This window comes from Sphingobacterium sp. UBA7253, from assembly GCF_002472745.1.
Classification (GTDB): Bacteria; Bacteroidota; Bacteroidia; order Sphingobacteriales; family Sphingobacteriaceae; genus Sphingobacterium; species Sphingobacterium siyangense.
The window spans coordinates 1-15,031 of the sequence record NZ_DKSP01000138.1 but is presented as its reverse complement, the minus strand read 5'-3'; the positions used below and the strand labels follow the sequence as shown (position 1 = coordinate 15,031).

Here is a 15,031-nt window from a genome sequence, read left to right as displayed (position 1 = left end):
ATTTTATGCGTTACCACAATCCCCACAGACCTTCAAACAATTATTGATGGTTTCAGGATTTGATCGCTATTTTCAAATTGTAAAATGTTTTCGTGATGAAGATTTGCGTGCAGACCGCCAACCAGAATTCACGCAAATAGACTGTGAAATGTCTTTTGTAGAACAGGAAGATGTATTAAATATCTTTGAAGGACTTGCAAAACATATCTTCAAAACAATCAAAGGTATCGACTTAGGCAATGTTCCGCGTATGACTTACGCAGATGCGATGCGCCTTTACGGATCAGACAAACCGGATATCCGTTTCGGAATGCAGTTTGTTGAACTAAACGAGGTTGCCAAAGGAAAAGGTTTCCCTGTATTTGATGCAGCAGAGTTAGTGGTTGGTATCAATGCGGAAAATTGTGCACATTATACCAGAAAACAACTGGATGCTTTGACCGATTTTATCAAACGTCCACAGATTGGTGCAACGGGCTTGGTATATNNCCGTTGATAAATTTTTCACGCCAGAACAACTGTCGGCAATTGCAGAAGCGTTCCACGCGAAACCTGGCGACTTATTGTTAATTATGGCTGGTGGAACAGACAAAGTTCGCAAACAACTCAATGAATTACGCCTTGAAGTTGCGTCACAACTTGGTTTCCGCAACAAAGAAACCTTTGCTCCATTATGGGTCGTTGATTTCCCACTATTGGAATGGGACGAAGAAAGTGGCCGTTTCCATGCAATGCACCACCCATTCACTTCACCAAAACCGGAAGATATACCGCTTTTAGATACCAATCCCGGAGAAGTAAGGGCAAATGCCTATGACTTTGTTTTAAACGGTGTAGAAGTAGGTGGTGGATCAATCCGTATCCATGATAGAGAGCTTCAATCGCTCATGTTCAAACATTTAGGATTCAGTCCTGAAGAAGCAAAAAAACAATTTGGATTCCTTATGGAGGCCTTTACCTTCGGTGCTCCTCCACATGGCGGATTGGCTTTTGGTTTTGACCGTCTAGTATCCTTATTGGCAGGTTTAGATTCTATCCGTGACGTCATTGCCTTCCCAAAAAACAACTCGGGAAGAGATGTTATGATTGACGCACCGTCAACCATTCACCAAGAGCAGCTGGACGAGCTAAGCTTAAATATTGCGATAAAAGCATAAATTATTTAACTCGATTTTCGAGAAACAATTTATTAACAGTATATTTAAAAGTTGGTAATTTTTACCAACTTTTTTTGTGAAAAATTAGCAGATTAGATGGCAGAGAGTACCGCTAATACGTTTATTAAGGAAAGTGCGCAAAAAGCATTTGACACCAAACACCGCGATATTATCAATTACAATATCGACAAATACAGCATGGCTTTCGAAAAAGGCAAGAGCAAATTTGCGGACCTTGAAAATAGCAAGATAAAAGCGAACCTGATCAAATGGAAGGTCATGGAAAATCTCGATCGCTATTTGTTGCAATTTGAAGCAAACTTCACGGCTCGAGGCGGAAAAGTAATCTGGGCCAATGATGCTACGGAAGCCTTGGACGAAATCTATTCGATCATTGCGCGTAAAAAAGCAAAATCTGTCGTAAAGTCAAAATCGATGGCGACAGAAGAGATCGAGCTTAATCATTTTCTGGCCTCCAAAAACATTGAAGCCATAGAAACTGATCTTGGCGAATATATCATTCAGCTGCTGGATCAAAAACCTTATCATTTTGTTACGCCGGCCATGCATTTGAGCCTGGAAGATATCGCCAAGCTTTTTCACGAGAAATTTGACACACCGCTAGATGCATCTGCGGAGCAACTTACAATGAAGGCCCGTGAATTACTTCGAGATCGCTACCTATCGGCAGAAATTGGGATTACCGGAGCCAATTTCTTAATTGCCGAAACTGGAAGTATAGCAATTACCGAAAATGAAGGAAACGCCCGATTGACATCGACCTTCCCCAAAACACATATCGCCGTCGTTGGAATAGAAAAAATCATTCCCAACGTACAAGATTTAGAAGTCTTTTGGCCACTCCTATCCACACATGGCACGGGTCAAAATCTAACAGTATACAACACGCTACTCACTGGGCCAAAACAGCCTTATGAATCAGATGGCCCCGAAGAAATGTATGTTATACTGCTTGACAATGGCCGCAGCAAGCTCTTAGCGCAAAAAGAACAACGTCAGGGTTTGTACTGCATCCGTTGTGGCGCCTGTTTGAATGTATGTCCAATCTACCAGAACATCGGTGGACATACCTATGAAACGACATATCAGGGACCAATTGGATCGCTCATATCGCCACATTTGAATGGTATGAAGGAATTTAAACACCTAAGCTACGCTTCCACGCTCTGTGGAAAATGTACTGAGGTCTGCCCTGTTGGTATTGACATACAGCGCATGCTTCTCGTCAACAGAAAAGATTCAGTCGATCAGGGGCTGGCAACAAAAACGGAACAAAAAGTATGGCAGTGGTTCACCTATGGGATAATGCGAAGAAAACTAATTGATTTTTTTGGCGGGAAATTCAAAAATTTCTTCCTCAAAAAACTCTTTCAGAAAACCTGGGGAGATCAACGGGAACTACCCAAATTGGCAGACAAATCTTTCTCTAAACAATGGAAAGAACATCAAAAAAATAAAGAATAACAAAAAAGTGGCATTAGACGATCAAACTAATGCCACTTTTTTTGTTAGCTTCGCTCCCAAACCTCAATACAAATGACTTCTGAAAATACAAAAACTTATCTTCCCTGGATTGATTTCTTACGTATTCTTGCCTGCTTTATGGTACTCATATCCCATAGCTGCGACGCCTTTGTCGGAACATTTGACAACAGCAGCACCTTTCACCAAGGTGTGTTCTGGGGAAGTATTGTTCGCGCCTGTGTCCCCTTATTTGCGATGATGTCAGGTATCCTCCTATTTCCCGTTAAAACCGATCTGGCTACCTTTTATAAAAAGAGAATCGGAAGAATAATTGTCCCACTTATCTTTTGGTCAATTGTATTGCCAATAGCTTTTTTTGTATACCTGAACTTTATTAAAAGTAGTCCCAGTGCTTTGATCGATATGAATAATTTTACGATGCAAGCAACGATTACAAAAATTTATACAGCAATCTTTAATTTTAACTACGATACTACCCCTCTTTGGTACATGTACATGTTAATTGGTTTATACCTCATCATACCTATCATTGGCAGCTGGTTGAATCAGGCAACAAAAAAAGACATTCAATATTTTCTTGCATTCTGGATAGTCACACTCCTCATTCCATACATAAAAATGATAGCTCCAACATTGGGATATGCGGGCAACTATGACCAAATGGGGATCTGGGGAGTCTGTAACTGGAATGAATTTGGCACCTTCTACTATTTTTCAGGTTTTCTGGGTTACATTGTGTTGGCTTATTATCTGGTCAACTATCCTTTTCAATGGTCTATCACCAAGACCATAGCGATTGCCTTACCTTTATTTATCGTTGGATTTTTAGCCACATTTTTTGGCTTCTTGGCGACTCAAAAGTACTATCCAGGAAATTATGCCAATCTCGAGGTTATCTGGTATTTCTGTAATATCAACGTAGCGTTCATGACCATTGCTCTTTTTCTTGTCGTTCAAAAGCTGAAGATACCCGAATCTAAATGGATAAAACGTCTTTCATCAGCCACGTTTGGTATTTACTTAGCGCATTTTATCATTGTTCAAGCATTGACAGACATCTTCTTGCCTATTCCTACTCTTCCAGCCACATTGAAAATTTTCTCCATAGCGCTCTTAGGTTTTAGCTTAAGTTTCCTGATCACCAAGCTGATGGATAGTAATTCAATAACAAGAAGGTTTATCAAATAAGCGCATCCTGATGGGGATACCGAAGCGTTTTGCAATCGTGTAACCTTTGAGCTAGACAAAACACGTCGAACAAATGATGAGCTTAGGTATTAAGCATGAGCTTACATAATAAGAAAGAGGGAACCAACGGTTCCCTCCTCTACTAACACTCACCAATATTTAATATGAAAACTATCCTTGTTTAATTTTTATGATGCTTTTACGTCTGCCTCATTTGTTTTAGTTACTTCACCTTTTTTAAAGTCTTTTCTTTTTAGCTGTCTGTCTTTTTTCCAATGTTCTTTGTGCATTTTACGATTTTCAGCGTAGGAATCCTTTAACGTTTTTTGTTGCTCTGGAGTTAACATTCCCATCATTTTTTCATGCTCTGCCACACGTTGTTTTTTCATTTTTGATCGATGTTCCTGACGTTCAGCAGCCATTTTTTGATGGTCTTTTGCTTGCTTCAAATTAAAGGCATAGATATCTTTACGCTGTTTATCTGTAAATTTCAATTTTTGATCCATGCGATCAGTTTTCATCTTAGCAACTTCCTCTGGAGTTTTATTTTTAAAACCATCGCGCATTCTTCCCATTTTATGTTTATGCACGGAAGTTTGCATTTCTTTCATTTCTGGTTTAACATCTTTTTTTTCTTGAGCGAAACCGGCTAACATCAATCCAGATAACGCCAAACTTAACATCAACTTTTTCATTTCTTTATTTTTTTATAAAACCAACAATCATTCTTTTTAATAAGTACTCTTTTTCAGCTTATTTATCAGTAAGAGTGCTCTTGGCTATCGAAAGTTTAATTGATGATCTGTTAAATAAAGTTAAGAAGCATTTATTGTGAGACAGCACTTAAACGGATCGGTAATGTATACGCTACACGCACTTTAAGTCCATTTTGCACCCCTGGTTTCCATTTTTTCGCTTTCTTCAATAAGTTTATAGCAGCATCTCCCGTACCAAATTTCATATCACGTTTAACAGCAATATCTGTTAGTGATCCATCTTTTTCAACGACAAAAGAAACCTCTATAACACCAGACACCCCTTGATCCAAAGCCTGTTGTGGAAAGTTATAATTCTCGGCGATCCACTTCATAAAGGCAGGCAGTCCCCCTACAGGTGTTGGCATAATTTCTACTGATGTAAATGTACTGTTAGAATTATCATCAGTTCCGCCTCCGGATAATGAACCATCTTTAGAACCAGTAATATCACCGTCTCTTTTTGAAGAACCAAATTCACCACGCGCAATATATGTTCCCGATGGACTTGCTTTTAATGTGATCCTTGAGGTCATTGTATTGGGATTTTTCAACTCATCCTGACTCACAAGTTCTTCCGTAACTTGATTTGCTTTCGCCACTTTTATATCAGGCATTCTAACCAGATCAAATTTGGATACATCTTGGGCAACCTGCTGCGGGGCTTTCTCCTTCATCATGACAGGTTCTTCAGGAACCTCTTCTTTCTCCTCTACCTTCTTTTGAATTTCTTCCAGCATGTCGGGTCCAATATCTTGTACTGTATAAATCACGGGCGGAACAGTTTGCTTAAAATATTTATTATATGCATAGGATCCTGCGATCAGCAAAACTGCAAAAGAAACAACAATTCCCAAACCCACATTTGTTGCTTTATCAGAGAGATTTCGCAACTCGTAAGCACCATACATTTTGTTACGACCAGCAAAAATAACGTCCAGCCATTCTTTGCGGTAGATATTCAATTTAGAGTTCATCATAACATTAAAGTTTAAATCTTTTCATTATGATGAGCGAAAGCCTTATATTTCACAAAAAAATTCAAAATACTTATGAAGTCACTTTTTTCAGCTATTTTTCTACTTACATTATATGCTTGTGGTAACAATCAAAATCAATCCAAGACTGCAATTAAGCATGAAAATAAGGAAGAGACAATTTCGCCATATTTTGGTTTTTTAAACCAGCAAAAGGACTCACTAATCGCTCTTCCTATGGATCAAGCAATGGAGGGTCCGGAAAAATATAATTATGTCATTGTGGAAAACCAAGTTAGCCCCCTTGAGTTTGTTCAGAATAAAATGGATAACAAAGAGAGTAACGGAAGACAGACCGCGCAGAACTTCGCGAATAGTGAAGGTTCGTTATTTAAAATTAGTGACGCAATTAAATCAGGCGAATTTGGCATGCTTGTCAACAAGGCTTTTTTAGATCAGTACAAAATTGAGCAGTTTACAAAAGTTCAAAAAGAAACATCTTCAGCGATTAAGGAGCAGCTTGAGAAGAAATACAATAGGAAGATTAATAAAAGTACGACAGTTGCCATCCTCAGTGATCAGTCCGAGTTTAATCTTACGGTATTTGAAAATCAACAAGATTCTGCTTTAGCTGTATTTTCCTACGCAAAGGACGAACAGCTGATCAATTTGGATTTCCCGGCTTTATACGATGATATCAGCACTTGGCGTGTTGATGATGGCGGTCAGTTTGACAACGAGGCTTTTCAGATACTAACAGTATTGCGTTCTGAGCAAGGAATTAGTTTTATCAGTATCTTTTGGGGTGCTGAGGGGTATGAACTGAACTTTTACCAGCCGAAGAAAAACTTATTTACCTCTATGGCACAGGCCTATGGGTATAGTTCCCCTTTATAAAATAAAGAATTTTAAGTTTCCCCAGTACAAAAGGACAGTGCCCGGGGAAACTCAAGATTTCAATAGTTGCTACAGGTGCATCCTAGCCATAGGAGCGACGTCCTGACCTACAAAATCTTTCTTTAGAAATTTATGATAGCCCGCAATGGCAATCATCGCTGCATTATCCGTACAGTATTCAAATTTTGGTATGAAGACCCGCCATTTGTATTTTTCCCCCATTTCAATTAAGCTCTGTCTCAGGCCAGAATTAGCCGAAACGCCACCTGCAATGGCAATATCCTTTACCCCTGTCTCTTTTGCCGCTTTCTTTAATTTATTCAGCAGGATTGATACAATACGGGATTGCACGCTAGCACATAAGTCGGCCATATTGTGGGTCAGAAAATCCGGGTTCTGCTTCAATTGATCTTGGACCAAATATAATATCGCGGTCTTCAATCCTGAAAAGCTAAAATTTAAACCAGGGATCTGTGGTTCAGGAAGCCGATAAGCTGCCGGATTACCTTCTTTTGCAAATTTATCGATGAGCGGTCCACCGGGATAAGGAAGATTCAGGATTTTAGCTGTTTTATCAAAAGCCTCCCCTGCCGCGTCATCCAATGTTTCTCCCAAAAGTTCCATTTCAAAATAATCTTTCACCAACACAATTTGCGTATGACCACCAGAAACAGTAAGACATAAAAACGGAAAACTAGGCTTCGGATCCTCAATAAAATGAGCCAGGATATGCGCCTGCATATGGTTTATATCAATTAAAGGGATATTCTGTGCAAGTGCAAATGATTTTGCAAAAGATGTTCCCACCAAAAGTGCACCTAATAATCCGGGTCCCCGCGTAAAACTCACTGCATCTATTTGATTTTTGCTTACTTTTGCTTGACGAATGGCTTCTTCCACTGTTGGAATAATATTTTGTTGATGAGCACGTGAAGCGAGCTCGGGAATCACTCCACCATATTTTGCGTGGATTGCCTGAGTTGCAATAACATTTGAATGAATTTCACCGTTAATACAGATAGAAGCGGAGGTTTCATCACAAGAGGATTCAATCCCTAAAATAATAGCCATAGCTTGAGGTAATAAATTTTAATACAAAAGTATCAAAAAAATAATTAAAATAGTGTCAATAGTCCTTGGTAGTATATTCATTATACTGCTTGCATTGGCGTTATCACTACAGTTGAAACCGGTACAAAATTATGTTGCACAAAAAGCTGTAGACTATTTATCCAACGAACTAAACACTAAAATAAACCTCAAAAGCATCTATTTCAAACCTTTTAAATCTATTGTAGTAGAAGATTTTCAACTCTATAGTCCAGAGGGAAAAGAAATATTAAAATCAGGAAGGTTAGAAGCCAACGTCAACCTTTCTCAGTTCATTGAACTGAACAAGATTGTGATCAACAAACTAACCATTGAGGATACCCAAGCTACTTTTGAGCAATTCCAGGATAGCTCAAATATGTCATTCTTAATTCGTTATTTTAACCCGCCTAAGAAAGAAAAAAAGAAAAGTTCAAAAAAAATCATCTTCGATATAAAGGAAATTGTTATTAAGAACAATGCGTTTAACTATGTTAACCATAGACGCAAACATTACAATAAAGTGGTCGACTTTGGAGATTTAGGGATTTCCAAACTTAACGCCCATTTTGATAAGATAAAAATCGATTCTAATCAAATTTCAGCGAACATCAAGACATTCAATCTTCGCGAAAAGAAGGGTTTAGAGATCAAAGGCCTTCTTGCCCAAACGAAGGTAAGCAATACAAGCATCGAACTCAGTGAGCTTATGCTAGCCACCAATCGTTCTACATTCAAAAATTACATCAAACTCAGCTACAACAGCTTTGACGATTTTTCGGACTTTATCAATAAAGTTCATGTAAAACTTCGTGCACGGGACTCCCGTATTCACTCTGAGGATATTGCTTTCTTTTCCTCGCCTATGCACCAAGTCAAATTTGACGTCAATATCAAGCGGGCAAATCTAGAAGGAACTGTATCTTCCATCAACGCATCACAGGTCGATTTAACAATCGGAAAAAAAACGAGTTTAGCAGGTGACCTTCAGATTATCGGTCTACCAGATATCGACAAAACTAAATTTATTGTTCCCAGTATAGCAATTTCTTCTGAGCACAAAGACTTAAATGCTGTTATTACAGATCTCGGAAATCTAAAAAATTTCAAACTTCCTGAAATTGTCCAGATCTTCGACAAATTTTCATTCAAAGGCAGCCTAAATGGATTATACAATAAATTTAAGACAAAGGGAGTTTTCACGACTGCGATCGGGAATGTGGAGGCTGATGCCTTACTGGATATCCAGAAGGAAATAAAATATGCGGGCAATTTTCAATCTAAAAAGTTCGATGTAGGTACGATAACAAAATTAAAAGATCTGGGAGCAACAGGCTTCAATTTACAGGTTGACGGAACAGGTACCGATCCTAAGAAAATGAGCCTAAAGATAAAAGGAGATCTCAGTAATTTCAATTACAAGAATTACAGTTATCAACATATACAAATTGAAGGAAATACAGATAAACAATTAATTCTTGCTTCAGGGCAAATATATGATCCAAATTTAAAACTACAGTTTACCACAGATATCGATTGGTCTGTCAAACCCAACTATCACCTGGATGCTGATATCCAACAAGCTAATCTAAAAAAACTCAACTTCTTTCAGGGAGATTCCATCAACATTATTAACACGAAATTCCACACCAGTTTAATTGGGGACAACATCAATAATATTACCGGTGAATTTAAATCAGACAGTATCAATTTCACTTCCTCTAAGGGCCAATTCGTCATCCGCGACATCAATTTCCTTGCCGAAGGAGATGAAAATGCACGCTCCCTTACCTTGCAGTCAGCTATCGGACACATTGATCTCAAAGGAAGAATAGACCTCAATACAATTGTTCCTTATTTTAAAGCTTTAGCCATGCGCTACGCTCCCGCAATCGGGTTTGAAAACAACATTTTTAATCGCCAGGACTTTGACCTGAATATTAATATCACTTCTTTTAAGCCGATCGCAACATTCTTTCGAAAGGATATCGCATTAGACAGCGGAGCAACGCTCAATGCAAAATTTGAAAGCGAAAAACAAACGGCTAGTTTTAATTTTTACGCACCCGAATTCAAGTACAATGGTATTCGGCTAACTCACCTGATTGTCGATCAAAATGCCAATTTGAAGAATATGGAATTGCAGACCTCCATCGATCGCATAAATTTTACCGACAGTACCTATATCAAAAACGTCAATATTTCAAACACCTTGGCAAACGACAGTTTACAATTTAACATCAAAATGTCGGAACTTGAAGCAAGCAATAGTCTGGATCTTAATGGCGTCATACGCTTTGCCCATGCCAAACCTGCCTATATCAATTTCTACCCATCGAATATCTTAATCAATAGAGAGCGATGGCTTGTCAATAATGATGCACAATTGAAAATATCGAAAGGAAAATGGTACTTTGAAAAACTGACACTGAGTCATGACGAACAAAAAGTCCACATCGATGGTATCCTGTCGAATGAAGTCAGTGATCAGATCAATCTCAAATTTCAGGACTTTAATCTTACATCTTTAAATGGTATTACTAAGCCCCATGGCATCAATCTCTCCGGAAATTTAAACGGAAATATTGAAGTTAATTCCGTATTCAAAGCACCCTTTATTGTCGCCAATATAAAAACTTCACCTATCCTCTATAACAATATTCCCATCGGCTCACTAGCCCTAAGTGCCAACTACGACCCCGAGAATCAACTGGTAAAACTAGACAGCAAGATAGAGGAAGGAAATAAATTAATTCAGTTACAAGGTTCCTATAACCATTTAAGTGAAAACAATAAGCTTAATCTCAAAGCTAAACTCGTAAACACAGATGTGTTTGTTTTCCAGCCCTTTTTACGAAGCCTGGTATCCAATATTCAGGGCAAGGTCAATGCAGACCTCGATATCGAAGGCGATATCCTGAACCCCAAAATTACAGGTTCCGGAAAATTGGATAATGCTTCGATGGTCATCAATTACCTCAAAACACCCTACCGCCTTTCTGACGAAATTGCGGTTACCAATAACCGAATTTTTCTGACAGGGCTAAAAGTATACGATCCCAAAAACAATGTAGCAACCATTGATGGCGTTGTAGATCTCAACAAATTGAGTGATCCAGATATCGATGTAACTGCAGAAACGAAGAATTTTATGGTATTAAATACCACTATAAAGGACAATAATGTATATTATGGCACTGCTTACGCTTCGGGCACCTTTCAGTTTAAAGGATTAACTTCGGCCATGAACATCAATATCCGTGCTAAATCCGAAGAAAATACAGTTATCAATATCCCTTTCAATAGCGCCAGTACAATCTCAGATACCGACTTTATCTACTTTATTGAGAAAGACTCGACCAAAACGAAGAAAAGCGCTAAAAAACGAGATTTCAACGGTCTGACGATGAATATGGACCTCTTGATCAACCCGAATGCAGAAATAAATCTATTCTCCAGCATGGGCGAATTATCAGGAAGGGGAAACAGCAATCTCAACATGCGGATATCTTCATTGGGAGATTTTGAAATGTTTGGGGATTTTATCATAAACAGCGGAAAATTCAATTTCACCGCCCAAGATTACATCAATAAGATTTTTGATCTCAAAGAGGGCGGAACAGTGCGATGGGCAGGAAACCCAACCGAAGCGAATATTAATATCAATGCCATCTACCAACAAAGAACAAGCTTAGCGCCTTTGTATAATGCCGCAGGCCGGGAAGAAAACCCCGAGCGCGTATTGGCACAGGCCGACATGATCCTGAAAGGACAGTTAAGTCAGCCGGAAATCACGTTTGATATCAACTTTCCACAAAACCCCGGGGTTAAGGATGAGCTACAAGGATACTTTTCAGATGCCAACAATGTCAATCAACAAGCGCTTAGCCTAATCGTGAGACGAAGTTTTACACCTGGCACACAGACAGACTTCGGTAAAGAAGTAAACAATACCTTGTTATCTGCGGGAACTGAAATAGCGTTCAACCAGATCAACAACATCATAGCCCAATCGCTTAACATCAATTTCTTTGATATTAATATCAAATCCTTAAATGATGCCTCCGCCTCACTTCGCTTGTTCAACGATAGGCTTGTTTTGACAGGAGGTATCTCCGACCGTAGAAGTCAGGCTCTAACGGATTTGAATGTATTTTCAGATCGGGTCTCAACCGATGCCGAGGCTATGTTTTATTTAAGAAAAGATGGACGCTTGGTCCTACGTGCTTCCAATCGCCTAAATACACGTAACTTTCTTCTTAGCCCCAATGACGGCGAATATATTAGTGCTTTCGGATTGCTCTATCGGCAGGAATTCAACACCTTCTCGGAGTTCTTGAAAAGGCTATTCCCTTTTGGCAAGAAGACGACTACGACAACTCCTGCTGAAACAAAGAAAAGCAAAGTCAATTAACGTTTTCGTTTAGACCCTTGGCTATTTCAACAGGTCTTTTTTCAATTCTGGCTGAGCTCGTTCAACTCAAGTGGACCATTCCAACTCAAGCAGACCTCTTTCAATTCAAGCAGCCCAACTCCTATTCCAACCGCATTGCCACTATTCTGGGAGTCCGTCTCGATTCCTGTCTCGTCCTGAAAAAACTTTACAGATTTAACCATTAGTCCTAAATAGATCTTACAGCATTTTTTGGTAATCCTGAAAATCCTTTACAATTATACAAAGTACTTTTCACATCTAAAATATTGATTTAAACTTCCGCTGTTATGGCCACCGGTTTTCTAGGATATTGCTTCCATCTCTTTTTTATTTCACCAGTTTTAGAATGTGCATTTTTGGGAGTTTGGAAATCCAAACTGCTATGCGGGCGCTGCAAATTGTAAACTTTAATAATCTTATCAATGTTTTTAGCCGCATCCTTATGATTTTGGTATACTCGTTTAGGATAGAATTCATTTTTAAGAATACCGTTAACGCGTTCAGCTAGAGCGTTATCGTAAGGACTACCGCTCTGCGTCATACTAATCGCAATGCCATAACGCCGGAGCATTTCTGTATATTCATTGCAACAATACTGGATACCTCGATCGGAATGATGGATGAGATAAAACGGAGATAAATGCTTCCAACCTGTTATCGCCATTTCCAATGCCTTTAAGCAACCAATCGCCTCTAACGTCGGATACAATGAATAGCCGACAATCATTCTTGAGTAGGCATCCGTAATCAAGCTGAGATAACTAAACCCATGCAAAGTCCTAATATATGTGATATCGCTTACCCACAGCTGCTCGGGGCCAGTTATCATTAGTTCCTTTATGAGGTTTGGATACCTTCTAAAAACATGGTTGGAATCTGTTGTACGTGCGATACGCTTGCGACGTCTGATTAACAGGCCATGGAACCGAAGTAAATCAAAAAGTTGATCCCGCCCCATTTTAATACCATGTTCAACTAACTTTGGTTCCAGCACGTACATTAGTTTTCTTGTTCCCAACATTGGCATCTGAGTCCGTATTTCTTTCACCAGCGTCAGCACAACCATATTAGCAATAGTAGCTTTTTCAGCATGTCGGATAGCGTCGTAATAAGCTTGTCGCGTTACGCCAAACAGTGCACAGAGATCCCCTAGACTTACATAGGGATAGCTCTGCCTCATTCTTTTGACTGTTTGGCACCAGGCTTTTTTCTTATTTTGATTTTAAGTTCTTCTTCGCTAACCTGGATTAACGTTTCTAATCCATTTATTTTTAGGTTGGCCTTCTCCAAGGCTTTCTGCAATTCTAAAACTTGTTTGGATAGTAGCTTTATCTTTGAGCTTTCATTTGGTTCCTTCATCGGCTTTTGAGCAGATTTTGTATTTCAGCTCCATATAACGGTCTACAAAGGCGATCTGTGGATGATCTGAACAACAAGACGAATAGCGTCTAAGCTGCTACCACGCGACGCGCTGCACTGAAAATAAAAAAGTCCCTCCAAATAGATCGGAGGGACTTTCTTTTTATTTAAAAAATCGCTTACGCTAATTTTTCGAATTCTTTGTATTCAATGTCATTAGCATTCAATTTCACTAAACCTTTCAAGTGATCAAATACTTTTAAAGCTTTAGCTTCTTCGAACAAACGATTACCTTGTTCTCTGTCTTGCAACAATTGAATTGCAAATTGGTTCAACTGCTCATCAGAAGGCTCTTCGTTGATGTTGTACATCTTAATTTGCGCGTAGATACGTTCTTTTGCTAAATTGATAACTTCATCATATTTAACTTCCAGACCATTTTCAGTAACAACGCGATTTTCGATGATTGTCCATTTCAAGTTATTCAAGAAATCAGCAAAACCTTCGTTCAATTCTTCTTCAGAAATGCTTGGGTTAGTTGCTTTCAACCATCTTTTCAAGAATTCTTCAGGGAAAGATACATCAACCTTCTCCATACCAAAAGTATACATATCATTACGTAATCTTTGATCTGAATTTTGTTTGAATAAATTCTCAACTTCTTCTTTCACTTTTTCTGTGAATTGAGCTTCTTCTGTTACTTCACCTTCTGCGAATAATTTATCGAAAAATTCTTGGTTAAGATCAGCTTCTTCTAAGCGGTTTATATTCTTAACAGTCAATTCAAATTTAGTGACGTCTAAAGCAGTTGCTTCTTCCTCAGTGATCCCTAAGATACGTGCTAAATCTTCAGTTTTGAATGCTTTTTTAACATCAATCTTAACAACATCGTCTTTTTTAAGACCAACTAATGATTTTTTGATCTTAGCATCTTCTACGATATCTGTACGGATAGAAGTTGTTTTTTCTAGACCTTCTTCTTTATCTTGTTTCAATGTTGCATACAATACATCACCTTCTTCAGATACTTCTGGATTAGTCATTTTTCCATAGCTACGACGCAAGTTCTTGATACGATCTGCCAATGTCTCTTCATCAGCTTTGATTTCGTATGAAGTAAATTCAGTCTCAGCGGTAAAAGGTAATTCAAAAGCAGGAGCAAGACCAATTTCATATTTGAAGTTGAAATTGTCTTTATAATCCCAGCTGTATTGTGCATCATCTTCCAAAGGAAGTGGTTGACCTAAAACTTCTAATTTATTTTCAGCAATATAATTGGTGATTTTCTCATTCACTAATTTATTGATCTCATCAAATAAAATAGATTTACCATAAGTACGTCTGATATGTCCCACTGGAACTTGACCTGGACGGAACCCTGGTAATTTTGCTTTTTTAGCTTGCGCTTTAATCTCTTTGTCGACTTGAGGATTATAATCTTCAGGTGCTAATGCGACGTTGACTACCGCATTGATTGCATCTACATTCTCGTGTGAAATATTCATACTCTTTTTAGCTATATCGCATTCATAAAAAAATCCTCCCGAGGTTTTAAGTTCGGGAGGACATCAAGTGCGGAAGAAGGGACTCGAACCCCCACGCCTTGCGGCGCCAGATCCTAAGTCTGGTGCGGCTACCAATTACGCCACTTCCGCATTAGGATTTCTT

At 38.7% G+C, this 15,031-nt stretch carries 10 protein-coding genes, 1 tRNA gene and 1 pseudogene; 5 read left to right on the top strand and 7 right to left on the bottom strand.

Annotated elements, in window-relative coordinates:
• From aspS to B2X72_RS14400, 3 genes and pseudogenes are all read left to right on the top strand, one after another.
• Nucleotides 1–1,157, top strand: a pseudogene (aspS, locus tag B2X72_RS14410) (aspartate--tRNA ligase); the annotation flags it as partial.
• A 96-nt stretch (nucleotides 1,158–1,253) separates the two neighbouring features.
• Entirely contained in the window at nucleotides 1,254–2,642 is a 1,389-nt protein-coding gene (locus tag B2X72_RS14405; RefSeq protein ID WP_070564924.1) for a LutB/LldF family L-lactate oxidation iron-sulfur protein, read from the top strand.
• Nucleotides 2,643–2,714: 72 nt separating this feature from the next.
• Nucleotides 2,715–3,851: an acyltransferase gene (locus B2X72_RS14400; protein ID WP_286752443.1), complete on the top strand. Its 1,137-nt coding sequence runs from the start codon at nucleotides 2,715–2,717 to the stop codon at nucleotides 3,849–3,851.
• A gap of 188 nt (nucleotides 3,852–4,039) precedes the next feature.
• On the opposite strand, the gene B2X72_RS14395 is transcribed toward B2X72_RS14400, so the two are convergent.
• Entirely contained in the window at nucleotides 4,040–4,546 is a 507-nt protein-coding gene (locus B2X72_RS14395; RefSeq protein WP_145328207.1) for a hypothetical protein, read from the bottom strand.
• Between the two features lie 131 nt (nucleotides 4,547–4,677).
• Nucleotides 4,678–5,586 carry an energy transducer TonB gene (locus tag B2X72_RS14390; RefSeq protein ID WP_075991275.1) on the bottom strand — a complete coding sequence of 303 codons (909 nt, stop codon included), beginning with the start codon at nucleotides 5,584–5,586 and terminating at the stop codon, nucleotides 4,678–4,680.
• A gap of 72 nt (nucleotides 5,587–5,658) precedes the next feature.
• Here B2X72_RS14390 and B2X72_RS14385 point away from each other — a divergent pair, with 72 nt between their 5' ends.
• Nucleotides 5,659–6,480 (top strand): hypothetical protein, encoded by an 822-nt coding sequence (locus tag B2X72_RS14385; protein ID WP_145328206.1) that lies wholly within the window; start codon nucleotides 5,659–5,661, stop codon nucleotides 6,478–6,480.
• A 69-nt stretch (nucleotides 6,481–6,549) separates the two neighbouring features.
• Here the strand turns inward: B2X72_RS14385 and tsaD are convergent, their stop codons facing one another.
• Nucleotides 6,550–7,551 carry a tRNA (adenosine(37)-N6)-threonylcarbamoyltransferase complex transferase subunit TsaD gene (gene tsaD / locus B2X72_RS14380; RefSeq protein ID WP_120335337.1) on the bottom strand — a complete coding sequence of 334 codons (1,002 nt, stop codon included), beginning with the start codon at nucleotides 7,549–7,551 and terminating at the stop codon, nucleotides 6,550–6,552.
• A gap of 52 nt (nucleotides 7,552–7,603) precedes the next feature.
• Here tsaD and B2X72_RS14375 point away from each other — a divergent pair, with 52 nt between their 5' ends.
• On the top strand, nucleotides 7,604–11,983 hold the full coding sequence (locus B2X72_RS14375) for a translocation/assembly module TamB domain-containing protein (RefSeq protein WP_286850125.1): 4,380 nt from the start codon (nucleotides 7,604–7,606) through the stop codon (nucleotides 11,981–11,983).
• 292 nt (nucleotides 11,984–12,275) lie between these two features.
• Here B2X72_RS14375 and B2X72_RS14370 read toward each other — a convergent pair whose 3' ends face one another.
• The 4 genes from B2X72_RS14370 to B2X72_RS14355 all read right to left on the bottom strand — a co-directional run bounded on the left by B2X72_RS14370 (nucleotide 12,276) and on the right by B2X72_RS14355 (nucleotide 15,018).
• A complete protein-coding gene (locus B2X72_RS14370) occupies nucleotides 12,276–13,184 on the bottom strand; it encodes an IS3 family transposase (RefSeq protein WP_286850122.1) in 909 nt (302 codons plus the stop codon).
• The gene (locus B2X72_RS14365) at nucleotides 13,181–13,363 is read right to left on the bottom strand and encodes a hypothetical protein (RefSeq protein ID WP_286850120.1); all 183 of its coding nucleotides are present in this window, start codon (nucleotides 13,361–13,363) and stop codon (nucleotides 13,181–13,183) included. The genes B2X72_RS14370 and B2X72_RS14365 overlap by 4 nt, the downstream gene beginning before the upstream one ends.
• A 179-nt stretch (nucleotides 13,364–13,542) precedes the next feature.
• Nucleotides 13,543–14,868 (bottom strand): trigger factor, encoded by a 1,326-nt coding sequence (locus B2X72_RS14360; protein ID WP_286850117.1) that lies wholly within the window; start codon nucleotides 14,866–14,868, stop codon nucleotides 13,543–13,545.
• Nucleotides 14,869–14,936: 68 nt separating this feature from the next.
• Nucleotides 14,937–15,018: transfer RNA gene (locus tag B2X72_RS14355), tRNA-Leu, on the bottom strand.
• Nucleotides 15,019–15,031: the final 13 nt, after the last annotated feature.

Coding starts and splice junctions, on each gene's coding strand:
- B2X72_RS14365 (WP_286850120.1), bottom strand. CDS start 13,363: ATGAAGGAACCAAATGAAAGCTCAAAGATAAAGCTACTATCCAAACAA.
- B2X72_RS14400 (WP_286752443.1), top strand. CDS start 2,715: ATGACTTCTGAAAATACAAAAACTTATCTTCCCTGGATTGATTTCTTA.
- B2X72_RS14385 (WP_145328206.1), top strand. CDS start 5,659: ATGAAGTCACTTTTTTCAGCTATTTTTCTACTTACATTATATGCTTGT.
- B2X72_RS14370 (WP_286850122.1), bottom strand. CDS start 13,184: ATGAGGCAGAGCTATCCCTATGTAAGTCTAGGGGATCTCTGTGCACTG.
- B2X72_RS14360 (WP_286850117.1), bottom strand. CDS start 14,868: ATGAATATTTCACACGAGAATGTAGATGCAATCAATGCGGTAGTCAAC.
- B2X72_RS14405 (WP_070564924.1), top strand. CDS start 1,254: ATGGCAGAGAGTACCGCTAATACGTTTATTAAGGAAAGTGCGCAAAAA.
- tsaD (WP_120335337.1), bottom strand. CDS start 7,551: ATGGCTATTATTTTAGGGATTGAATCCTCTTGTGATGAAACCTCCGCT.
- B2X72_RS14390 (WP_075991275.1), bottom strand. CDS start 5,586: ATGATGAACTCTAAATTGAATATCTACCGCAAAGAATGGCTGGACGTT.
- B2X72_RS14395 (WP_145328207.1), bottom strand. CDS start 4,546: ATGAAAAAGTTGATGTTAAGTTTGGCGTTATCTGGATTGATGTTAGCC.